The organism is Streptomyces eurythermus (genome assembly GCF_014649115.1).
GTDB classification, from domain to species: Bacteria; Actinomycetota; Actinomycetes; order Streptomycetales; family Streptomycetaceae; genus Streptomyces; species Streptomyces eurythermus.
Window position 1 is genome coordinate 46,813 of the sequence record NZ_BMSK01000016.1, and the last position, 22,064, is coordinate 68,876.

General features: G+C 72.1%; 18 protein-coding genes. 8 read left to right on the plus strand and 10 right to left on the minus strand.

Features of this window, described 5'->3' with window-relative positions; all coding sequences use genetic code 11:
- Nucleotides 1-31 precede the first annotated feature (31 nt).
- Genes IE251_RS28180 through IE251_RS28200 form a run of 5 tightly spaced genes read left to right on the plus strand, consistent with a single transcriptional unit; the run spans nucleotide 32 to nucleotide 5,220 of the window.
- Complete coding sequence (locus IE251_RS28180) at nucleotides 32-1,063, plus strand: phytanoyl-CoA dioxygenase family protein (RefSeq protein ID WP_189755807.1); 1,032 nt, start codon at nucleotides 32-34, stop codon at nucleotides 1,061-1,063.
- Nucleotides 1,060-2,352 carry a DUF6271 family protein gene (locus IE251_RS28185; RefSeq protein WP_189755808.1) on the plus strand — a complete coding sequence of 431 codons (1,293 nt, stop codon included), beginning with the start codon at nucleotides 1,060-1,062 and terminating at the stop codon, nucleotides 2,350-2,352. Before IE251_RS28180 ends, IE251_RS28185 begins: the two co-directional genes overlap by 4 nt.
- A complete protein-coding gene (locus IE251_RS28190; RefSeq protein ID WP_189755809.1) occupies nucleotides 2,349-3,527 on the plus strand; it encodes a type III PLP-dependent enzyme in 1,179 nt (392 codons plus the stop codon). Before IE251_RS28185 ends, IE251_RS28190 begins: the two co-directional genes overlap by 4 nt.
- Nucleotides 3,524-4,045, plus strand: coding sequence for a GNAT family N-acetyltransferase (locus tag IE251_RS28195; RefSeq protein ID WP_189755810.1), 522 nt, complete (start codon nucleotides 3,524-3,526; stop codon nucleotides 4,043-4,045). The genes IE251_RS28190 and IE251_RS28195 overlap by 4 nt, the downstream gene beginning before the upstream one ends.
- Nucleotides 4,045-5,220 carry an MFS transporter gene (locus IE251_RS28200; RefSeq protein ID WP_189755811.1) on the plus strand — a complete coding sequence of 392 codons (1,176 nt, stop codon included), beginning with the start codon at nucleotides 4,045-4,047 and terminating at the stop codon, nucleotides 5,218-5,220. The genes IE251_RS28195 and IE251_RS28200 overlap by 1 nt, the downstream gene beginning before the upstream one ends.
- Nucleotides 5,221-5,235: 15 nt before the next feature.
- On the opposite strand, the gene sbnA is transcribed toward IE251_RS28200, so the two are convergent.
- From sbnA to IE251_RS28235, 7 genes are all read right to left on the minus strand, one after another.
- Entirely contained in the window at nucleotides 5,236-6,261 is a 1,026-nt protein-coding gene (sbnA, locus tag IE251_RS28205; RefSeq protein ID WP_189755812.1) for a 2,3-diaminopropionate biosynthesis protein SbnA, read from the minus strand.
- Between the two features lie 37 nt (nucleotides 6,262-6,298).
- Entirely contained in the window at nucleotides 6,299-7,369 is a 1,071-nt protein-coding gene (gene sbnB / locus IE251_RS28210) for a 2,3-diaminopropionate biosynthesis protein SbnB (protein ID WP_189755813.1), read from the minus strand.
- Nucleotides 7,366-8,370, minus strand: coding sequence for a TauD/TfdA family dioxygenase (locus IE251_RS28215; protein WP_189755814.1), 1,005 nt, complete (start codon nucleotides 8,368-8,370; stop codon nucleotides 7,366-7,368). Before IE251_RS28215 ends, sbnB begins: the two co-directional genes overlap by 4 nt.
- Before the next feature lie 43 nt (nucleotides 8,371-8,413).
- The gene (locus IE251_RS28220) at nucleotides 8,414-11,722 is read right to left on the minus strand and encodes a non-ribosomal peptide synthetase (RefSeq protein WP_189755815.1); all 3,309 of its coding nucleotides are present in this window, start codon (nucleotides 11,720-11,722) and stop codon (nucleotides 8,414-8,416) included.
- A gap of 12 nt (nucleotides 11,723-11,734) precedes the next feature.
- Nucleotides 11,735-14,323 (minus strand): Pls/PosA family non-ribosomal peptide synthetase, encoded by a 2,589-nt coding sequence (locus IE251_RS28225; RefSeq protein WP_189755816.1) that lies wholly within the window; start codon nucleotides 14,321-14,323, stop codon nucleotides 11,735-11,737.
- A gap of 273 nt (nucleotides 14,324-14,596) precedes the next feature.
- Nucleotides 14,597-15,190, minus strand: coding sequence for a hemerythrin domain-containing protein (locus tag IE251_RS28230; protein ID WP_189755817.1), 594 nt, complete (start codon nucleotides 15,188-15,190; stop codon nucleotides 14,597-14,599).
- Nucleotides 15,191-15,200: 10 nt separating this feature from the next.
- Nucleotides 15,201-16,400, minus strand: coding sequence for a hypothetical protein (locus IE251_RS28235; protein WP_189755818.1), 1,200 nt, complete (start codon nucleotides 16,398-16,400; stop codon nucleotides 15,201-15,203).
- Nucleotides 16,401-16,628: 228 nt separating this feature from the next.
- Between IE251_RS28235 and IE251_RS28240 the strand changes: the two genes are divergently transcribed.
- The 3 genes from IE251_RS28240 to IE251_RS28250 all read left to right on the plus strand — a co-directional run bounded on the left by IE251_RS28240 (nucleotide 16,629) and on the right by IE251_RS28250 (nucleotide 18,425).
- Nucleotides 16,629-17,348, plus strand: a complete 720-nt coding sequence (locus IE251_RS28240; protein WP_229896974.1) for a YqjF family protein — start codon at nucleotides 16,629-16,631, stop codon at nucleotides 17,346-17,348.
- An 85-nt stretch (nucleotides 17,349-17,433) separates the two neighbouring features.
- Entirely contained in the window at nucleotides 17,434-17,979 is a 546-nt protein-coding gene (locus IE251_RS28245; protein ID WP_373302061.1) for a hypothetical protein, read from the plus strand.
- A 47-nt stretch (nucleotides 17,980-18,026) separates the two neighbouring features.
- Nucleotides 18,027-18,425, plus strand: a complete 399-nt coding sequence (locus IE251_RS28250; protein WP_189755819.1) for a hypothetical protein — start codon at nucleotides 18,027-18,029, stop codon at nucleotides 18,423-18,425.
- Nucleotides 18,426-18,739: 314 nt separating this feature from the next.
- On the opposite strand, the gene IE251_RS28260 is transcribed toward IE251_RS28250, so the two are convergent.
- Genes IE251_RS28260 through IE251_RS28270 form a run of 3 tightly spaced genes read right to left on the minus strand, consistent with a single transcriptional unit; the run spans nucleotide 18,740 to nucleotide 21,912 of the window.
- Nucleotides 18,740-19,582, minus strand: coding sequence for a carbohydrate ABC transporter permease (locus IE251_RS28260; RefSeq protein ID WP_189755820.1), 843 nt, complete (start codon nucleotides 19,580-19,582; stop codon nucleotides 18,740-18,742).
- Complete coding sequence (locus tag IE251_RS28265) at nucleotides 19,579-20,538, minus strand: carbohydrate ABC transporter permease (protein WP_189755821.1); 960 nt, start codon at nucleotides 20,536-20,538, stop codon at nucleotides 19,579-19,581. Before IE251_RS28265 ends, IE251_RS28260 begins: the two co-directional genes overlap by 4 nt.
- A gap of 39 nt (nucleotides 20,539-20,577) precedes the next feature.
- Nucleotides 20,578-21,912 (minus strand): ABC transporter substrate-binding protein, encoded by a 1,335-nt coding sequence (locus IE251_RS28270; RefSeq protein WP_189755822.1) that lies wholly within the window; start codon nucleotides 21,910-21,912, stop codon nucleotides 20,578-20,580.
- Nucleotides 21,913-22,064: the final 152 nt, after the last annotated feature.

Genomic DNA, 22,064 nt, shown 5'->3' on the forward strand with positions numbered 1-22,064 from the left:
TGTCGTCCCGATCACCCCGGAGTGTGAACACATGCACGAGCCCACCCCCTACCTCCACCGAGCGGCCACCGGCCGCCCCTACTTCAGCGCCGACGGCGAGACCTACCTCGCCCCGACCCCGCTGCGCGACCTGGAGAAGACCGAGCCGCTGCGCGTACTGTCCGAAGAAGACTTCGCGTTCTGGCAGACCTACGGCTACGTCGTCGTCCGCGAGGCCATCACCCCCGGCGAGGCCAAGGCCCTGCTCGACTTCGCCTGGGAGTTCCAGGGACTCGACCCCGACCGCCCCGACACCTGGTACGAGGAGCCCGAGTTCCGCTCCGAACTCGACCGCCACCTGTACATCTACGGCTTCGTCGAGGCCTACCACCACCAGCTGATCTGGGACAGCCGGCAGAACCGGCGGGTCTACGACGCCTTCGTGGACGTCTGGGACAGCCCCGAGCTGTGGGTCACCCTGGACCGGCTCAACCTCAACCCGCCCAACATCCGCACCCGTTCCCGCTCCCTGATCGAACCCACCGACGAGGGCTTCGACATCGAGCTGCACTGGGACGTCGACTCCACCCGCGCCGTGCTGCCGCAGCGCGTCCAGGGCATCATCGCGCTCACTGACACCCGGCCCGAACTCGGCGGTTTCCAGTGCGCGCCGGAGCTCTTCCGCCGCTTCGAGGAGTGGCGGCTCGCCCAGCCGCCCGGCCGCGACCCGGTCCGCCCCGCGATCGACCGCGCCGAGTTCCCGGTGGTCCGCCCGGACCTCCAGCCCGGCGACCTGCTGATCTTCAACGGGATGCTCGCCCACGGAGTGGCGCCCAACCTCTCTGACAACGCTGTCCGGGCCGTCCAGTACCTGTCGATGATGCCCGCCCTGGAGGAGCACACCGCGCTGCGCGACTCCCGCGTGCATTCCTGGCGCACCTTGGAGACCCCGGACTGGAACGCCACCCTGCTCGGCGACGCCCGCACCCCGGAGGCCCTCCGCTACGGCCCCGCCGAACTGAACGACCTGGGGCGCAAGCTGCTGGGGCTCGACTCCTGGACCACCGGGGAAGGCGACCGGTGAACCGCGTCTGCCTCGCCCTGCCCACCAACCGCGCCTGCTCCGCCACCCTCACCGCCCTGCACGCGGAAGCCGCCTACGCGGTACGGAACTTTGGCGCCGACGTCCAGCTGCTGATCCTGGACTCCGCCGACGCCCGCACCCGGGCCGCCCACGCGGAGACCGTCGCGGCCCTTCCCCCGCAGCCGGGCGTGACCGTCCACCACCTGGACGAGGAACGCCAACGCGCCTGGCTGCGCCGGACGATCGCCCGGTCCGCACTGCCCGAGCCGGACCGGCTGCTCGACCTCATGCTCCCGCCCGCCGTCTCCTACGGCGCCTGCACCAACCGGGCCTTCCTGCTGGCCGCCTCCCTGGGCTGCCACTCCGTGCACCGCAGGGACTCCGACAGCACCTACCAGGTCCACGCCGGCCGGCCGGTGTTCCCCGTCCACCACGAACTGCCCTGGCTCGGCCGCCCCGCCGCCGAGGCGACGGCGACGGTCACCCGTACCGACCTCGACCCGGCCCTGGCGCACCGCCCGGTCGCCCTGGCCGGCGCCTCCTTCATCGGCGAACTCTCCGTCGACATCGCGGAGATACGACGCCTGGACGAGGCCGTCTACCACGACGTCGTCGGCCTCTGGGCACCCGGCGACTGGCCCGAGGACCGCCGCCGCGCGCTGGTCGAGGAGTCCTTCACGGGTGCCGGCACCGACCCCTTCACCGGCGACCGCTCGACCCTCACCGTGGTCGACCCCATGCGCGTCGACATGTGCAACATCGCCTTCGACCGGGCGGTGTACGAGCGGGTCCCGCTGCCGCCCGCCGCCGACACCATCGGCAGCGACTACTTCCTCCTCCACTTCGTCCACGACGCGGGCCTGCCCGGCATCCTGCACAACCGCCACATCGAGAACTTCCACACCCCCGAACGCCGCACCGACACCGGATTTCCCGCCTACCAGCGGCGGTTCGTGAAGTTCCTGCTGTCGATGCTCCACTTCCACCACGTCTACGACCGCATGGCCGCGGAGGGCGCCGCCGGCCTGCTCGACGCCGGCCACCGGGTCCGCCCCGACCGGGTGGCACGGCTCGTACGCGAGAGCACCACCCTGGACCGTACCGAGAACATCTGGCGCCTGGACCGAGTCGACACGGCGTACCGCAAACTGGGCGGCAGATACGCGCAGTTCGCCGACCGGCTCGCCGAAGAGCGCGACGTGTTGCTGGACCAGGCGGCAAGGGACATGGAGGACTTCGCCTTCCTGACCGAGGCATGGCCGTCACTGATAGAGGCGGCCCGCACATGAGCGCTCCGGACCCGCGGGGCCAGCCACACGCAACCGATCACATCCGCTACAACCTCACCGGCATAGAGCACCAATACGACACCCTGCTGAGCGAGTTGCCCGGCACGGATATCCGCTTCGCCCTCAAGGCCTGCCCAGTGGACGAAGTCCTCCGCTGCCTGGCGGACCGCGGCGCCGGTTTCGACACCGCGAGCCCCGCCGAGATCCGGCAAGCCCTGCGAGCCGGGGCGCAGCCCGACCGCGTCCACTACGGCAACACCATCAAGTCCGACCACGACATCGCCGAAGCCCACCGCCTGGGTGTCCGCACCTTCGCCACCGACAGCCTCGAAGACGTCACCGCGATCGCCGAGAACGCCCCCGGCGCCCGTGTGTTCTGCCGGCTGGCCACCAGCGGTCAGGGCGCCCTGTGGGGCCTGAACCGCAAGTTCGGCTGCGACCCGGAGGACGCCGTACGGATCATGGCCGCCGCCCGCGCGGCCGGTCTCGTCCCGGCCGGGCTCTCCGTGCACGTCGGCTCCCAGCAGATGACCGGCGAGGCATGGCAGCAGGCCCTGGACACCCTCGCCGGGACGCTGCTCGCGCTGGCCGGACGGGGGATCGTACCCGACCACGTCAACCTCGGCGGCGGTCTGCCCGCGCTCGGTTACCTGGACCGGCGCGGCACCCCGCTCGACCCGCCGCTGGACAAGATCCTCACCGTGCTCCGCGAGGGCATGGAGCACCTGGACGGCCTGGCCGCCGCCCCGCTGCGGTTCGTCCTGGAACCGGGCCGGCATCTCGTCGCCGACCACGGCGCGGTCCGGGCGCACGTGGTGCGGCTGACCGAGCGGACCGGACCGGACGGCCGGCCCGCCCGCTGGCTGTACCTGAGCGCGGGCAAGTTCAACGGCCTGTACGAGATGGACCAGGTGACCCACCCGCTGGTCTTCCCCGGCCGGGAGACCGACGAGCACGTGCCCGCCGTCGTCGCGGGCCCCACCTGCGACGGCGACGACGCCTACGGCGGCGGCCGGCACCCGGCGTCCGTCCCCCGGACCCTCGCCTCCGGCGACCCGGTGTGGATCCTCTCCGCCGGCGCCTACGCCCCCAGTTACACGACCCAGGGCTTCAACGGCATCCGCCCGCTGCCGTGCGTGTGCGTACGCGGCCCGGAAGGACTCCCACTGACATGAACGACCGTCTAAGGGGCATCACCGAGGCCGACTGGCCCCGGCTGGCCGCCCTGGAGAGCGAGGCGTACGCGGACCTCTCCCTCGCCGAGGGTGAGGAGGCGCTGCGCTCCCGGGCCCGTGCCTCGGCCGGCACCTGCTTCGTCCTGGAACGCGACGGCCGGCCCGCCGGCTACGTCCTCGCCCTGCCCTACCCCCGGTTCCGCTGCCCCGCGCTGGGCAGCCCGGAACCGGCCGTCCACGACACCGCCAACCTGCACCTGCACGACATCGTGGTCAGCGCCCCGCTGCGCCGCCGGGGGCTCGGCACCCGGCTGATGCGCCACCTGACCGAGACGGCCCGGGCGCGCGGCTTCACCACCGTCTCGCTGGTCGCCGTCGGCGACAAGGAGGCGTTCTGGCGCGCCCGCGGCTACCGCGCCCACCCGTCGGCGCCGGTCCCGCCGGAGTACGGCCGGGGCGCGGTCTACATGTCGGCGCCGGTGACCGCACCGGCCCGGCCGCTCCGGGAGGCGGTGTGATGCCCGCCGGGTCCTTCGCGCGCGCCAAGTGGTCGATCGCCGCGCTGTTCTGCTTCCTCGGCTTCCAGTACGGCACCTGGATCGCCCGCCTGCCCGCGCTGAAGACCCGGCTGGGCCTCGGCGCCGGCGAGGTGGGGCTGCTGCTGATGGCCTGCGGGGCGGGCGCGGCGGTCTCCTTCCCGCTGGTCGCCGTGCTGATGCGGCGGCTCGGCTCCCGGCTGCTGTCCCTGGTGTCCGCCGTCGCCCTGATCGCCGTACTGGCCGCCCTGTCCGTCGTACCGGACTACCCGCTGGCGCTGCTCGCCGTGGCCGCCGACGGGGTCGCGGTCGGCTGTCTCAACGTGGCCATGAACGCGCAAGGGGCCGCGCTGGAGAAGGCGTACGACCGCACCGCCATGTCCCAGCTGCACGCCACCTTCAGCGCCGGGCTGCTCGCCGCCGCCCTGCTGGCCTCCGGTGTCACCGCGCTGACCGGGTCCGTACCGGCCCACTTCGCCGTCGCCGGTGCGCTGTTGCTGCTCCTGCTCGGAGGCGCCCGGCCGGGCCTGCTCGCGCACCAGGAGCCGGTCCCGGCCGGCGGGGACGGCGAGAAGCCCAGGGCCCGGCGCGGGCTGCCGTCCGCCACGACCCTGCTCATGGGCTGTGCCATGGCGTTCGGCACCATCACCGAGGGCGCGATGAACGACTGGTCGACGCTCTACCTGAAGGACGTCGTCCGGGCGCCGGCGAGCGTTGCCCCGCTCGGCATCGCGGTCGTCTCGGTGATGATGCTGCTGGCCCGGGTGTGCGCGGACCGCTGGCGCACCCGCTGGGGCGACGGAGCGGTGGTGCGCACCGGCAGCGCGGTGGCCGCCGTCGGCCTGGCCCTCGCCCTGCTCGCCGGGGGAGTGGTCCCCACGCTGCTCGGCTTCGCCTGCGTCGGACTCGGCGCAGCCGCCGTCACCCCGTGCGTGTACGTGGCGGCGGCCGGACACGGATCGGACGCCCTCGCCCTGGTCGCCGCGATGGGCACCACCGGGCTGCTGGGCGGCCCGGCCCTGATCGGCTTCGTGGCGAGCGCGGCCAACCTCACCCTGGGCATGGCCACGGTGGCGGCCTCGGCCCTGATCGTCACGGCGACCGCGTTCCGGATCCCGTGGCGGGCCCGGACCGGCGCGCTCGCCGAGACGACCTGAGCGAAGCCGGAGTCCCTAGGGTCTGTGACGACGGCCCGGTGCCCGGGGTGCCGGGCCGTCCTCCCAGGCCGGGGCCGGCGGTCCGGCCGAGTCCAGCAGCTGCTCGCCGTACAGGTCCTGGAGCCAGTTGGTCTGGTACACGGTGTCCAGGTAGCGCTCGCCGAGGTCGGGGGCGATGGCCACCGCGGTCAGCTCCCGGGCGTCCTGCCGGGCCAGCCACTCCGTCGCCGCGCTGACCACCGTCCCGGTGGAGCCGCCGAACAGGAAGCCCCGCCGGGCCAGCCGGTGGCAGGTGCGGATGGTGTCCGCCTCCTCCACCCGGATCACCTCGTCGACATAGGACTCGTCCAGCAGCGGCGGGCGCATGCTCATGCCCAGGCCGGGGATCATCCGGCGGCCGGGCGGGCCGCCGAACGCCACCGAGCCCGCGCTGTCCACGGCGACGATCCGCACCGGCCGGTGCCACTCGCGGAACCAGCGCGCGCAGCCCATCAGGGTCCCGGCGGTGCCGGTCCCGACGAACAGCACGTCCAGGCCCGGGAAGTGACCGGCGATCTCCGGCGCGGTGGTGCGGTAGTGCGCCCGCCAGTTGCCGGGGTTGGTGTACTGGCTCAGCCACACGTACCGGTCGTCCGACGCGCACAGCGCACGCAGGTACTCCAGCCGGGTGCCCAGGAAACCGCCGTTCTCGTCCAGGTTGGTCACCACGTGCACCTGACTGCCGAGGGCCTCCATCAGCAGCTTGGTCGACAGGTTGCAGCGGGGGTCCGTCACACACAGGAACCGGTAACCCTTGCTCGCGGCGATCATGCTGAGCGCGACGCCCAGGTTGCCGGAGGAGGACTCGACGAGGACGGAGTCCGGCTTCAGGCTCCCGTCCCGCTCGGCGCTCTCCACCATCTCGTTCGCGGCTTTCAGCTTGATGGAGCCGGCGAAATTGAAGCCCTCGCACTTGAGGTAGAGGCGGTATCCGAATATCGACTCCAGATCGACGAAGAGGCTCCCTTCGTTGAACGCTTGGGGAGCGGAGATCACGGGCACGGCGGGCCTCCTGTTGCCAGGGCCGGGGGAAACGGCCTCAGCCGTACCGGCGCAGGTCGTGGAAGAAGTCGTCGACGAGGCGGAGTCGGCCCGCCCGGGCGACCTGGTCGTAGACGTACTTGCCCACGGCCAGGTCGAGGACGCCGAGGCCGAAGGGGGAGAAGATCACCGGCTGGTCGCGCGGCGGCGCGGCCCGCCCCAGCAGCACGTCGTTGAGGGTGCCGTTGAGGAAGTCGCGGTTGCCGGTGCGCTGCTCGACCAGGTGCGGGGAGGTGTCCGCCTTCAGGCAGTGCTCCACGTCGTCCACGAAGTTGGCCGAGGCGAGCAGGACCTCGGGGGCGAGGTCGCGCAGCGAGATGTGCAGCACCAGCGGGTTGTGGTCGAACCAGGCCGGGGTCGTGACGTGCGGCCGGCCGGCGACGGTGGCGAACACCACCAGGTCGCTGGAGCGGATCAGGCCCTCCGCGCTGTCGTGGACGGTGACCGGCTCGGTGGCCCCGCTCTGCCGCAGATAGCCGCAGAAGCCCTCGGTGCTGGCGGCGGACACGTCGTGCACGCCGATCGCCTCGAAGGACCAGCCGGTGCGGGCCAGGAAGGTGTGGATGTACCGGGCGATCAGGCCGGTGCCGCAGAAACCGACCCGGGCCGGCCGGGGCCGCTCGCGGCTGAGCCAGTCGGCGGCCAGCGCGGCGGACGCGGCGGTCCGGGTCGCGCTGATGATGGAACTCTCCAGGCAGGCGAACGGGTAGCCGGTGTCGTGGTCGTTGAGGATGAGCACGGCCGACGCCCGGGGCAGCCCGGCGTCCACGTTCTCCGGGAAGCTGGAGATCCACTTCAGTCCGTCCACGCGCACGGACCCGCCGATGGACGCCGGCAGCGCGATGATCCGGGAGCTGGGACGGTCGGGGAAGCGCAGGAAGTACGACGGCGGGTTCACCGACTCCCCGGCGCCGTGCAGCCGGTAGGTGGCCTCGACCAGCTCCACCACCTGTCTCTCGGACCCTTCCAGGGCCTTCTTCACCTGCTCGCCGGGGATCACGGCGAAGGTCGGCACGGACGGCGGACCGGACTCGGCCGCGCGGGCGGTGTGGGGCAGTACGTCGGTCATCGTCCGCTCGCCTCCGGGGTGAAGGAGCCGTCGGCCACCTGCCGGGGCTCGGCCATGCCGACGAGGATCCGCCGCTCGCCGGTGAACGGCTCCCGGCTGTGCGCGGTCCGGATGTTGTCCACCAGCAGCAGGTCACCGGCCTGCCAGGGCTCGCGCCGGGTGTGCTCCTCGTACGTGGCGTTCAGGCGCTCGACGACGTCCGCGCCGATCGGGCCGCCGTCGCCGTAGCAGGTGTTGAACGGCAGACCCTCCGGGCCGTACTCGTCCACCAGGTACTCGCGGACCTCCGGAGCGAGCGTCCACTCGTTGAGGAAGGCGATCTGGTTGAACCAGCAGCGGCGGCCCGTCAGCGGGTGCCGGACGACGGCGGCGCGGCGCTGCCGGGTGCGCAGCGAACCGTCGGCGAGCCAGGTGAAGTCGATGGCGTTGGCCCGGCAGTAGGCCTCGATCGCGGCGCGGTCGGCGGTGCCGAAGGACTCCTCCAGGGAAGCCCCGATCTCGTCGTTGTAGCTGCGGGTCAGCAGCCAGCCCTCCTGCTCGAACCGTCGCGCCAGGCCGGCGGGCAGCGCCTTGAGGACCTCCTCGGCGTCGGCCACCGCGGTCGCCCCGCCCGACTCGGGCGGGGTCAGGCACGCGAACAGCATCAGGCCGGGCACCCGCAGCCGGTAGCTCAGCTCGTGGTGCATGCACATCGGCTGGTTGGCCGGCCACGGCGTGGAGGTGTACAGCCCCGGGCCGGCGGACTCGCGCGGCGCGAACGCCTCCGCCTCCGTCATCGGCTCGCCCGCCAGCCGGGTCAGGACGGCACCGACCTGCCCGGCGTCCGCCAGGCCGAGGCCGCGCACGAGCAGCGCGCCGTGCTCGGTGACCTGCGCGCGCAGCGCCTCGCGGTGCTCGGCCGCCCAGTCGGCGGGGTCGCCCGGCGGAGCGACGCGCAGCATCGCTGGTCGGTCCGGCCGCAGCTCCACGTCGAGCGGTGCTGCCAGGGATGAGGACGGCATCTCGGTTTCCTTTCCGGTCGCCCGTCGCATGGGGGACGGGCCCTCAGGTGGAGGCCAGCGGCACGGCCGCGGTCAGGACGGCCCGCGCCGCCCCGTCCGGGCGCGTGCGCGGGAAGTAGTGGCCCCCGTCGGGCAGTTCGTGCAGGTCGACGTGGTCGGCCAGCAGCCGCCAGTCCCGGTGGTGTTCGGCGTAGCCGGCCGTGTGCGGGTCGTCGGCGGCCACGACCACCGTCACCGGCGCGGCCAGCCTGTCCGGCGGCGGGGAGGCGAGCGCCGCCAGCAGATAGCGGTGCGCGGACACACAGTCGTGCCGGTAGGCGGCGCCGATGCGCTCGGCGTGCCGCTCGTTCAGCTCGGCGAGCTCGGTGTAGCCGCTGTCCGCGGCCAGCCGCGCCGCGATCTCCGCGTCACTGCTGCGGGTCAGTCCGTCGACGGCGGCAGCGCGCCCGGCGGCGGTGCCCAGCAGCTGCGCGCCGAGGAACACCCGGGTCACCGGCACCCCCCGCTCCTGGAGCCTGCGGGCCGTCTCCAGGGCCGGGGCGGCGCCCGAGGAGTGCCCCCACAGCATGACCCGGGCCGGACCGAGCGCCGTGATCTCGGCGGCGACCCGCTCGGCCACCTCGGAGATCGGTGCGAACGGCTCCCGTCGGCCCGCCAGATCGTGCCCGGGCGGGTCGACGGCGAGCACCGCAAGGCCGCTGCCGGCCAGCGCCGCCGCCATCGGACGGTAGTTGACCGCGTTGCCGCCCGCGTACGGGAAGCACACCAGCGCGCACTCCGGGGTGCCGTCCGGCTCCGACAGCGCTTGCAGCAGCTCCGGGCGGGACCGGCCGGCTCCGTCGAGCACGGCGGCCAGGTCGGCGAGGACCGGATGGCGGGTGATGTCCTTCAGCGACACCGCCCGGTCCAGCGCGACGCTGAGCTTGACGGCCGTCAGGGAGGTGCCGCCGGAGTCGAAGAAGTGGGCCGTGCGGCCGATGCGTTCCTCGGGCACGCCCAGCAACTGCGCCCAGACCGCCGCCAGCCGCCGCTCGGTCGGGCCGAGCGCCCGGCCGTCCCCGGCGGCGCGGTCCGGCGGGGCGGCCCCCTCGGCCCCCAGGGCCTGCTCGGCCTGATCGGTGCGCTCGGCCAGCGCGGTCAGCGCCTTGCGGTCGGTCTTGCCGTTGGCGGTCAGCGGAAGGCTCTCCCGCCAGTGGAAGGCCGAGGGCACCATGTAGGAGGGCAGCGCCGCCGCGAGTTCCTCGCGCAGCGTCTCCGGCGGGATCCGCCGGCCGGTGTGGAAGGCGATCAGATGCCTGTTCCCGCCGCCCCGCTCGGCGACGACCACCGCGCCGTCGCGCACCCCGGCCACCCGCAGCAGGGTGTTCTCGATCTCGCCGATCTCGATGCGGAAGCCGCGGATCTTGACCTGGTTGTCCCGGCGGCCGAGGAACTCCAGCTTGCCGCCCGGGTGCCAGCGGCCCAGGTCACCGCCCAGATACAGCCGCTCACCGGGCCGGTACGGGTCCGTCCGGTACGCCTCCCGGGTCCGCTCGGGATCGTTCACGTACCCCCGGCCCACGCACACGCCGGAGAACGCGATCAGCCCCGGGGCGCCCAGCGGCACCAGCGACAGGTGCTCGTCCACGACATAGACGCGGACGTTGTGCACCGCGCGGCCCAGCAGCACCCGGTCCGGCACACCGTCCAGCACCTCGTGGTTGGTGTCGTCCGAGGTCTCGGTCAGCCCGTAGGCGTTGAGCAGCCGGATCCCCGGCTGGAGCGCGAACCAGCGCTGGGTCAGCTCCCGCTTCAGCGCCTCCCCGGTCACCGACACGCACCGCAGGTCCGGCAGCGCGCGCGGACGCTGCTCCAGGTACGAGACCACGACCTCCAGGTAGGAGGGCACGAGCTGGGCCACGGCGACCCGGCCGCGCACCAGCGTGTCCACGAACCGCTCCACGTCCGTGATCACGTCCTGGCCGACCAGCAGCGTCCGCCCGCCGGTCAGCAGCGCGGACAGCAGCTGCCACAGCGAGATGTCGAAGCACTGCGGCGCCGTCTGCGCCACCACCGACCCCTCGCCGATCCCCAGGTCGTCGATCTTGGCGTACAGGTGGTTGAGCAGGCCCGCGTGCTCGCACATCGCCCCCTTCGGCTCCCCCGTGGAGCCGGAGGTGAAGTAGATGTACGCCAGCCGGCCGGGCTCGATCGGCAGCCCGGGGTCGGTGTCGGGGTGCGGCTCCGCGTACGCCGTCTCCACCGGCAGCTTCTCGGTGCCCGGTACGGCGGCCAGCGCCTCGTCGAGGTTGTCGGTGCCGCCGGACTCGGTGAGCACCAGCCGGCAGTCCGCCCGGGTCAGCATGGCCGCGATCCGGCCGGCCGGGAAGTGCGGTTCGACGGGCAGATAGACGCCGCCCGCCTTGAACACCGCCAGCGTCGCCGCCAGCCAGTCCAGATCGCGCTCGGTGACGACGGCGACCACGTCCTCCGGGCCGAGCCCGCGCTCCAGCAGCGCGTGCGCCAGCCGGTTGGCCCGCGCGTTCAGCTCCCCGTACGTCCACTCCCGCTCGCCGTGCACGGCGGCCACCCGGTCCGGGTGCTCCCGCGCCCGCCGCTCGAACAGCTCGTGCGCGCGGGCGTCCGGCAGCTCCCGGTGCGGCCCCGCCAGCCCCTGGAGCTGCTCGCGCACCTCCTCGGGGGACAGCAGGCTCTGCTGCCCGTGGTCGGCGTCCGGGGCGGCCGCCAGCAGAGCCAGGGCCTTCAGGTGGTAGCCGCCGATCCGGGCGGCGGCACCGGCGTCCAGCACGTCGGTGCGGTACCGCAGGCGCAGCACCAGCCGCCCGCCCCGGTCGTACCAGCGGACGTGCAGCACACCCTCGCCGTCGCTCTCCGCGCTCCCGGCGCCTTCGGGGCTCCCGGGGCCCTCGGGGCCGAACACCACCTCGTACGGCGGCTCGGTCAGGCCCAGCTCCCGGCGCAGCCCGGCCACCGGGAACTCGCGGTGCGCCAGCAGCTCCGCCTCGGCCCGCTCGGCGGCCGTCACCAGCGCCCGCCAGGACCCCGGCGGGACGGTCAGCCGGCACGGCAGCGGCTCGCCGCGCACCCCGCCGGTGTACCCGGTCACCACCTCCGGCTCGCCGGACAGCGCGGCCAGCACCTTGGCGTGCGCCGCCAGCAGCACCGCGCTCAGCGGGAGCCCGGAGCGCCGCACCAGGGCGCGCACCGCGGCCGTCACCTCCTCCGGTACCGCCGTCTCCTGCTCCAGCACGCCCGGCACCGGCTCCACGGCCCAGCGCGGCACGGCGGTCGCGCCGCCGGCGGTCAGCACACGGCTCCAGTGGTCCCGGTCGGCTTCCACACGCGTTTCCATCGATGGCCTTCCTCACCTGGTGGCGGCAGCGGCGGCGTCGGTCTTCTTCTCGGCCAGGTCCGGCGGGAGGGGCCCGCCGCCGGGCTCCGGCATGTCCACGGCCGGGTTGCCGCCCCAGTGGGCGCCCGGGGGGACCTCCTCGCCCTTCATCAGGAAGGAGTCGGGGGCCAGCACCGAGCCCTCGCCCATGGTCACGCCGTAGTGCACATGGGCGGCGACACCGAGCGTGCAGCGGGCGCCGAGCGTGATGCCGTCGGACTTGAAGGTGCCGTCCTCCTGCGAGTGGCACTGGATCTTGCTGCCGGCGTTGAGGGTGCACTCGTCGCCGACGGCGGCGAGGGTCCGCTCGGTCATGAAGCAGCCGTCGTCGAACACCCGCTTGCCCATGCGCACCCCCAGCAGCCGCCACACGAGGCTCTTGTAGGGGGTTCCGTTGAAGATGTTCAGGTACTCGACCGGGACCTTCCACAGGCGTTCGTGCAGCCAGAAGTTCCGGTCGTAGATGGAGCACAGCTGGGGCCGCAGCGCGCGGAACCTGGTCATGCAGCGCTCCACCAGGACGTAGTACGCGGTGGACAGCAGCAGGGTCAGCGCCAGGTACAGGGCGATCACCACATGGCCGGTCACGCCGTACAGCTCGACGGAGAGCAGGCCGAACAGGGTCAGCAGGAAGACGTGCAGCCAGCGCGCGAACAGCATCAACGTCATCGACAGCAGGTTGTAGCGGTTCTTCGCGGAGAGGTGGCGGCGCAGCTCCTCGCCCGTGCGCAGATGGTCGAACCGGGCGTCGCGGTCCACCGAGCGGGGAATCTCGAACGGCGGCGAGCCGAGCAGCCCGACGTTCGTGCGCACCTCGCCGTCCAGCGGCACCAGCACCTTCGTCGCGAGCAGACAGTTCTCGCCGGTCCGCCCGCCCGCCGGATAGGCGATGTTGTTGCCCAGGAAGTTGCGCGGCCCGATCGTCACCCGCGACAGCCGGAAGGACGTACCCGAGTACTCGGCGTTCACCACCGACAGACCGTCGGCCACCATCGTCCCGGTGCCCACGGTGACCAGGGACGGCGTCTCGTGCTGCACCTCGGTGCCGAAGTTGGACCCGGTCTGCTCCACGCGGGACAGGTCGTAGCCGAGTCCGCGGAGGTAGTACACGATGTACGAGCTGTCGCCGAACAGCCAGGCGAAGAACTTGACGTTCGTGATGCGGGCGGCCAGCCGGTGCAGCGTGTAGTGCACTCCGTACAGCGGATAGACCCGCTCGGGCCGGACCACCAGGCCCAGCAGCCGGGGCACCATGTAGAGGGCGACCAGCCCCAGGCCGACGAAGCCGGAGAACAGGGCGAGGGAGACGGCCAGCGCGTCGGGTATCAGCTCCGGCCGGCTCAGCACGGCCGTCTGCGGATCGAGCCGCTTGCCGATCGCCGGTATCCCGGTGAACACCATGTACACGCCGCCGAGGGCGATCGGGAGGTAGACGAACAGCAGTTGCAGCAGCGTCACGGTGCCGAACCAGGCCCGGCGCAGGGTGCCGCACCGGGCGGGCGGGACCCGTACGTGGTCCACGTCGGTGGGCTCCGCGGGGGAGCCGTGCCAGCGCTCGCCGTCCGGGACCGCCTGGCCGCGGTGCAGCGCGGAGGAGTGGCCCAGCTGGGCGCCGTCGCCCAGCGAGGTGTCGATGTCCAGGACGGTCTTCTCGCCGACGAACGCGTCCCGGCCGATCGTGACCCGGCCGGTCTGGATCCGGCCGGAGTGCGCCCGGTAGCCCAGGAAGAAGGAGTCCTTGCGGATCAGCGTCCCGGCGCCGATGGTCAGCAGGTCGGTGCAGACCGGGACCGAGCGGGAGAGGATCGTGACGCCTTTTCCGATCCGCGCGCCGAGGGCCCGCAGATACAGCACATACAAGGGGGTGCCGACGAGGAACACCATCGGATTCGCGTGCAGCAGCACTTTCACGAACCAGAAGCGCGCGTACGCCAGTCCCCAGACGGGAAACTCGCCCGGTTTCCACCGGCCGATGAGAATCCATTTCGCGAGCACCGGAAAGGCGCACAGCGCGACGAACGCGATGCTTCCGAACACCAGCGCGCGCAGATAGACGCCGCCCGGTCCGGAAGCCTCGGAGATCCACTCGTATCCGCCGGCGGCTATGTATCCGTAAACGAGCGAGTAGACCAGGAAGACCAGCAGCTGGAACGCCCCGCACAACCGGTGATGAAGCGGGTTCACCGGGGTCACCGCGGCCGGTTCCGGCGCCGTTTCCGCCGCCGGCGCGGGTGCCGCCGGGGCGTTGCCGTCGGGCGAGGCCGGCGCGAGGGCCTCGGCCAGGCCGCGGATCGTGGGGTGCCGGTAGATGTCCCGGATGGAGGGGGAGGGCAGGTCCGGTATTTTCCGCAGCCGTGCGCAGAACTGGGCCATGACCAGGGAATTGGCGCCCAGATCGGTGAAGAAGTGGCTGTCGGCCCGAACGTGGTCGGCCTCCACGAGTTCGGCCAGTGCCGCCGCGAGTTTTCTCTCGGTCTCCGCTCTGTCCGGGCCGGTGTCGCTCATGGTGACGGCGGTTTCGTCCGCCCCGGATATGGGGACCTCGGAGGACTGTTCCACCATTCGATCTCCTGAGGACGTATGGATGGCCCTTGCCGTCCGGATCCATTTCGATCACGAACCGCCGTTTTCAGTCTGGCGAGCCGGACGGCACCCTGCCACTCAACGAAGCCCGCCGCGGCCCCGGAAAACGGCCCCGGCACCGCACATTCCGGCCCCTCATGCCTCCCGCGTCCCACGGTTCACCCGATCGGCGGGCCCCGGACGCAGTAACGACGGCCGGGGCCGGCCCCTGACGGGACCGGCCCCGGCTCGCGCACCCGGGCGGGACGGCCGTCAGCCGTCCTTGCCCATGGCCCTGCGCACCAGGTCCTTGGTGCGGTCCATCAGCGCGGCCACCGGCCCGAGCGCCAGGTTCTTCGCCCCGGACTCGACCCCCGGGTGCGGATGCGTGGGCGCCATGGCCTCGGCGGCCTTGACGGCCTTGGCCATGGCCGCGAGGTTGGTGACGTCGGTGCTGCGCCGGATGTGCGTGAACTCGTAGCGTTCCTCGGCCCGCGCGTGCTCCTGGACGTCCGTGCGCAGCCGCGCCAGCCGGGGCAGGAACTGCGGGTCGTCGGTGTCCATCTCGTCCAGCGCGGCCAGCGCCTCCTTGGCGGCCCGTTCCTCCGCGAGCCGGTCCCGGACGACGTCCTCGCCGCCGGGCACGGCGCGCCGGGCGAAGGGGTGGACGACCTCCTCCTCGGCGGTCTCGTGCACGGCCAGCAGCCGCACCAGCCGCCGGAACGCGTCGCGCCGCTCGTCCCCGGTCGCGGCCTCGACCTCGTCGAAGAGGTTCCGGATGTCACCGTGCTGGCGCATCAGCAGCGCCACCACGTCCGTGTCCTTCGCCCCGTCGTCGCCGGCCTGCGGAGTGTGCGGTTCGGACATGTCGGCTCCCTCACTTCTCGCGCATACGGGGGTCGGGGTGCTCGCCCTCGGACTCGACGCGGTACTCGCGGCCGAACATCCGGTCGTGCTCCGCCATGACCCGTTCGCTCGGCGGCTCCTCGCCGCCGTGGATCCGCTCCTGCATCGTCTCGAACCGCTCGTGCGCCTCGCGCACATAACCGGCGCCGAGCGTGGTCAGGTCCATCTGGGTGTCGAGCAGGTGCCGCAGGTACTGCTTGTTCGGCTCGAAGGTGAGCACGGGCGGCAGCTCGGGCGCGAGGATCTCCTGCGGCTCCCGGCCGTCGTAGCGGCGCATCAGGTCGCAGGCCGTGTGCAGGTGCTCCAGCTCCATGTTCAGGTGCAGCTCCCAGACCGCCTTGACCCTGGGATCGCTCTCCTGCTCCATGAAGGAGTAGTACAGGTAGCACTCGTTGTACTCGTGGTTGACCAGCTGCTCCCACCAGGTCTCCCCGGGGTCCACCAGGGACTCGTAGTGGGTGACGTGCTCCTCCTCGATCAGCCCGATCTCCTGGTAGAGCTGCCGCGCGATCGGCTCCATGTAAGTGGGGCCGGTGTTCATGTAGAAGTTCATGGTCTGCTGCTCGGCGGACATGACCGTCAGCGCGTGCAGCTTCGACAGCGGGCTCGTGGCCGCCTTGTCGTAGGGGTCGCGGACGTTGTCGTACGGGTCGCGGTGATGGAACTTCGTGGGCCGGCCCGGCATGACCTCGGTGAGGTTGTCGACGATCGACTCGGCCTTGCGGTGCTCGATCATCTCGTACAGGTTCGCGTACCGGTACAGGTGGTCGAAGTCCTCCAAGACCCCGAACTCGTACGCCTGCTTCAGATACGGATCCGGCTCCATCCGCGCCACCCACGCCGTCAGGTCCACCGCGATCTGCTCGTAGGCGATGGTCGTCTCCAGCACCGAGGACACGCCGGGCAGCAGCCAGTTGACGACCTTCTGCTGCTGGGCCTCGATGTAGCGGGTCCGGGCCAGCTGCCGCTTCACCTCGGGGTCGGCGGTGTTGCGGGCGAGCTGGTGGCTGAAGAGGATCGCCTCCGCCTCGATGCCGTTCATGGTGATGACGCGGCACCGGGTGTACGGGTCACAGCGGTCGGGGTCGATCGGCCGCACGTCCAGCTCACGCCAGTTGCGCAGCTGACGGTCCAGCGGGATGCCCCGCTGCTCCAGGAGGTTGAAGGTCATGGAGGCCACTCCTGTGACGATTCGGGGGCGGGGGGTACCCCCGTCGCCGCACCGGAGATGAGCGCCAGGGTCCACCGCTCATGTTTCGGTCGCGCCCCCCGCCCGGCCACCGCCCACGCCCGGACGGCCGGAGGCTTCCTCCCTTCGTGCGCGTCACTGGGCTGTTCGCCCCGGCCGCGTCCGGCCCGCCATCTGTTTCCGCCGCGCGGGCGAGGGGACCCGGGCCGCGTGGCGGCGTACGGAGCGGAACAGCGGGTGCGGCTGCCCGCGCTGTGTGCGGGCTGGATGACGCAGACGTTCGTCCACTGGGCGTATCCGGCCCGGGCGGTGCGGGCGCTGGTGCCGGAGCCGTTGGTGGTGGAGGAGTACGAGGGCAGCGCCTGGGTGGGTTTCACCCCGTTCGTGATGACGGACGTACGCCCGCCCGGCGTGCCGTCCGCGCTGCCCGGCCTTCCCTCCTTCGCGGAGACCAATCTGCGGACCTACGTCCGGCACCCGAACGGCCGGGACGGGCTGTGGTTCCTCTCCCTGGAGGTCGCCTGCCCGGTCATGCTCGCGGCGCGGGCGATCGGCGCGCCGTACCACCCCGGTGTCCTGGAGGTCACCCGGAGCGGGGAGACCGTCCGCTACCTGGGCCGCAGGCGCCGGGGCCGGGCCTCGTACCGGCTGGTAGCGCGCCCCGGTGCCCCTCTCGAGCGGCCCACCGAGCGGGACCTCTGGCTGACCTCACGCTGGCGGGCGTACACCCGGCGGCTGGGCCTGCTGTGGGAGACGCCCGTGGAACACGAGCCCTGGCCGCTGGCCGGCGCCGCCGTCGGGGAACTGGAGGAGAACCTGACCACCGAGGCGGGTCTGCCGACCCCCACCGGCGAGCCCGTCGTGCACTTCTCGGACGGAGTCAGGCATGTGCGGATGGGTGTCTCGGTGCCCTGCTCGCGGACGCCCTGAGTCCGGGGGAGCCCCCCGGCGCCGGCGAACGCTCCGCTTCGAGGGCTGGATCGCGGGCCTGGGCACGACCTCCGGCACCCGGGTCGTGCTCGGCCACTGGCAGCGGTCGCCGTTCGGCCCGTTCAGCGACGTGATGCTGGAGCGGCCGGACGGCGAACGGCTGCTGCTCGCGCCCACACGGGAGACGGCGAAGTTCATCGACGGCACCTACGTCTTCGACACCGTACGCGTCGTCCCGGTGCGGGTCGGCGTGGCGGACGGCGTCTGGACCGTAGCCGCGGGCCCGCTGCGGCTGCGCTTCGTCACCGGGCGGCGCCGGCCGCTGGGCGTGCTGCTGCGGGCCGTACCCGCCGCGCTCGCCCGCCGCCCCGCGTGGAGCGCGCTCACCGACGGCCCGGCCCGGCTGCTGCTGCCCGGCGTCCGCACCCGGGGCAGCGCCGGGGCGGGCCGCCGCGAGTGGTACGGCGCCCGGGACCTGCGCGCGGTCCGCGCGCTCACCGCGTCCCTCGACGGCGCCGGCCTCGGCGCCCTCGCCCCGGTCGACCCGCCCGTCCGCTTCGGGTTCGGGTCGGTGCCGAGCCGGCCGTCGCTCACCCGGGTCACCACGACCGTAAGGCTCGGGGCCGGGTGAGCGGCACCGGCCGGGGTACCCGCCCCGCCCCGTGGAGGGAGGCTCACATGGCCAGGACGCCGGACCGGGAGCCCGGGCGCGGTGTGGCGGTGGCGCACGGCGCCTTCAACGTGGTGGGCGGGCTGTGGCCGCTGGTGCACCTGCGCAGCTTCGAGTGGGTCTTCGGGCCGAAGACCGATGTGTGGCTCCGGATGACGACGGGCGGGCTGCTGGCCTCCGCCGGCCTCGCCCAGCCGGCGGCGGCGGCCGGCCCCGGCGGGCCGGCCCATGCCCGCCGCGTCGGCCTGGGCACGGCGCTGACCCTGCCGGCCGTCGATCTCGCCTACGTGCCCCGGGGCCGCATCCGCCCGACGTACCTCCTCGACGCCGTGATGCAGACGGGCTGGATCACCGCCTGGCTGCGCACGAGCGCCCGGCCCGCCGCGCGGGCCGGGGCGGCGCGGTAGACGTGCCGGCGCGGTAGACGTGCCGGCGCGCCGCCGGGTGCCGTGGGTCAGCCGATGCCCTCCGTCGTCAGGAGGTGGGACGCGGTGATCGCCGGCTCGCGCAGCCGGTCCTGCGGCCGCCGGGACGCCGGGCCGGACACTCCGAGGGCGGCCACGACCCGGCCGTGCCGGCGCACCGGCACCGCGGCGCGGCACGGTCCGGGCTGGTGGTCGGCCCACGCCTCCGGTTGCTCACGGGAGCCGGCAAGCCGGCGGGACCAGGCAGAAGCTGCCCTCGCTCACCGGCCTGCGGTGCCGCACCCCCCTGACGCGGATCACTTGGTCGCGCCTTGGGCGAAGCCGTTGTAGATGTAGCGCTGGAGGAACAGGAAGACGACGAGGGTCGGCACGATGACGAGGATCGTGCCGGCCGAGATGTTCTCCCAGTGCGCCCCGAACGGGCCCTTGAAGCGGAACAGGGCCGTGGAGATGGTGCCGAGGTCCTCGGACGGCATGTACAGGAAGGGGATGTAGAAGTCGTTGTACACGGTGATCCCCTTGATGATGACGACCGTGGCGATCGCCGGTTTCAGCAGGGGAAGGATGATCTTCCAGTAGATGGTGAGGGAGTTGGCCCCGTCCAGCCGCGCCGCCTCGTCCAGCGACACCGGGATGCCGCGGATGAACTGCAGGAAGATGTAGATCGAGACGATGTCCGTGCCCATGTAGAGCAGGACGGGCGCCCAGATGGTGTTGAACAGCCCGAAGCTGTTGACCACTTGGAAGGTCGCCACCTGGGTGGTGACCCCGGGCACCAGGGTGGCGATCAGGAACAGCGCCATCACCGGCTTCTTCAGCCGGAAGCGGAAACGGTCGATGGCGTACGCGGTCATCGACCCGACGATCACCGTGCCGGTGATGGAGAACAGCAGGATGACGGACGTGTTGACGAAGGCGGACAGCATCTTGCCCTCGTTGAACGCCGTCACGTAGTTGCCGAAGTTCAGCCAGTCGCCCGGCAGCGACAGCGCACCGCCGTCCGCGACCTCCTCGGAGGTCTTCAGCGAGGTCAGGAAGACGACGGCGAGCGGAACAAGCACCACCAGCGAGGCGACGATCAGCGACAGATAGGTCAGCGCGGGGCCGGTCCGGCGGCGGGCGGGCAGGGGCGTGGTCATACGAGGTCCACCTTCTCGTCGGGCACGAGGCGGCGCTGGATCCAGGTGATCAGCAGGATGATCAGGAGCAGGACGACGGCGGCGGCCGAGGCCAGACCGGTCTTGTTGAACTGGAAGGCGAGCTTGACCGTCTGGATGACGAACGTCGTCGTGCCGGTCGCGCCGCCGGTCATGATGTAGGGGATCTCGAACACCGACAGCGAGCCGGAGACGGCCAGGATGACGCTCAGGCTGACCACCGGCCGGATGCTCGGGGCGATGATGTGCCGGAACTGCTGCCGGCGCGAGGCCCCGTCGAGCTGGGCGGCCTCGTACAGTTCCCCCGGGATGGACTGGATCGCGCCGAGGAACAGCACGAAGTTCAGTCCGGTGAACCGCCAGACGGACACCCCGGCCAGGGAGGTGTTGGCCGACTCGGGATCGCCGAGCCAGGCGTGGTCGGAGCCGGCGCCGAACCAGGACAGCACCGAGTCGAGCGTGCCGCCGTCCTGGAAGAAGTACAGGAAGACGAAGCCGATCGCCACGCCGTTGATCAGGTAGGGGAAGAACAGGATCCCCTTGAACAGATTGCGGAAGCGCAGGTCGAAGCTGAGCACGGTCGCGAAGTACAGGGCGATCACGATCTGCACGGCCGAGGCGGCGAGGTAGTAGAAGCTGACGAAGAACACCCGGAACAACTCGGGCCGGGTCAGGATCTGCTCGTAGTTGTCGACGCCGGTGAAGCGGCGGTCGGGACTGACGCCGTCCCAGTCGGTGAAGCTGTAGTAGATCATGTTCCCGACCGGCACATAGGTGAACGTCACCAGCAGGGCCAGGGGAACGGCCAGGAACAGCCAGGGGGTCAGCCGGCGCAGCACCCGGCCGCCCCGGCGGCCGCCGCCCGGCGTGGGCGCCCCGCCGGGAGCTGCGGTGGCGCGGGGCACCTTGGCGGGTGCCGTACGGGTCGTCTCGGTCATCTCGGCCTTCCGTCGTCGCGGGTGCGGACCCGGCGCGGTTCAGGAACCGGCGGTGCGCGCCGCCTCGTTCCACCGCTTGTCCAGGTCCGCGAAGTAGTCGTCGAGGCTGCCGTGCTGCGCGCCGCGGGCGAGGTCGACCAGCTTCTGGCGGTAGTCGGGCTTGTTCAGTCCGATCTCGGCCGCGTTGTCGATCGCGTTGACCTCACCGGTCTTCGCCTCGGAGCGCTCCACGAAGGTGACATCGTTGTCAACAAAGTCCTTCAGCGTGCCCGGCATCGCGGCGGACTTCAGGGCCGGGACGGCGCCTTCCGCGGCCGCGTAACCGGACTTCTGGGTGAACCAGTCGATCCAGGCGCGTGCCGCCGCCTTGTGCGCGGAGTGGGCGTTGACGGCCTGCTGGTAGTCGGAGGCGAGGACGGCGCAGTACTTGCCGTCCTTCCGCACGGGGAAGGGCATGAAGCCGATGTCGTCCGGGTCGCCGCCGGCCTTCTTCGCCGCGTCGCGCATCTGGGTGATGGCCCAGGAGCCGAGCTGCATGGTGGCGACCTTGCCCCGCGCGATCAGGCCCTTGGACGCCTCCCAGTTGGTGGTGTTGGGGTCCTTCTCCGACAGGCCGTCCTTGACGATGTCGTGGAGCAGGGAGTCGATCGTGTGCAGCTCGCCGCCCTCGCGCCAGGGCGAGACGGCGCCGGCGAGCTTGTCGTTCGCCTCGGCGTCGCAGGTGACGGAGCCGATGCTGTTGCTCCAGGCGGTCAGCGGCCAGCCGTCCTTGAAGTTCGTGTAGTACGGCAGGGCGTCCGTCTTCGCCCCGACGGCCTTCAGGTCGGCCAGGAACTCGCCCGGGGTGGCCGGCCAGCCGGTGATGCCGGCCTTCTTCCAGACGGCCTTGTTGTAGACGAAGCCGTTGGCCGTGCCGAACTGGGCGATGCCGTAGACCTTGCCGCCGACCTCGGTCTTGTCGCCGAACCGGTAGGTGCCGCCCAGTTCGGCGGCGGTGCCGAGGGGTGCGAAGAACTTCGGGTAGTCGTTCTTGGCCACGGCGGCCGGGATCATCAGGACGTCACCGTAGTCGTCGGTGTTCATCCGGATCCTGACCTCGCCCTCGTAGTCGGTGAGGGCCTCGAACTTCACCTTCACCTTGGGGTAGACCTTGGTGAACTCCTCGGCGTACCGGGCCATCGTCCCGTTCTGGACCAGGTCGGTGCGGTGGGTGAGGACCTTGATCGTGCCCGAGGCGTCGGCCGGGTCGGCCGGTGCCTTCGCCGTCTCGCCGGAGACCGTGCCCCCGCCGCCGCATCCCGCGGCGGTCAGCACCGCGGCGGCCAGCAGTCCACCGCGCCACCGACGCCCCGCGAACGTCGTGTTCTTCCCCATGTGCCCAGCTCCTCCAGGATTGCGGCTCAGCTCTGTGAGTGGGATGTCGGCACTATGTCAGCCGCTGGTGAACCGGTAAAGCTCCGATTTCCAGCGTGATGCGCAATCGTTACCGTTGGTCGAAGTGCGGTCCGTTGGCCTGTGGATTCCCT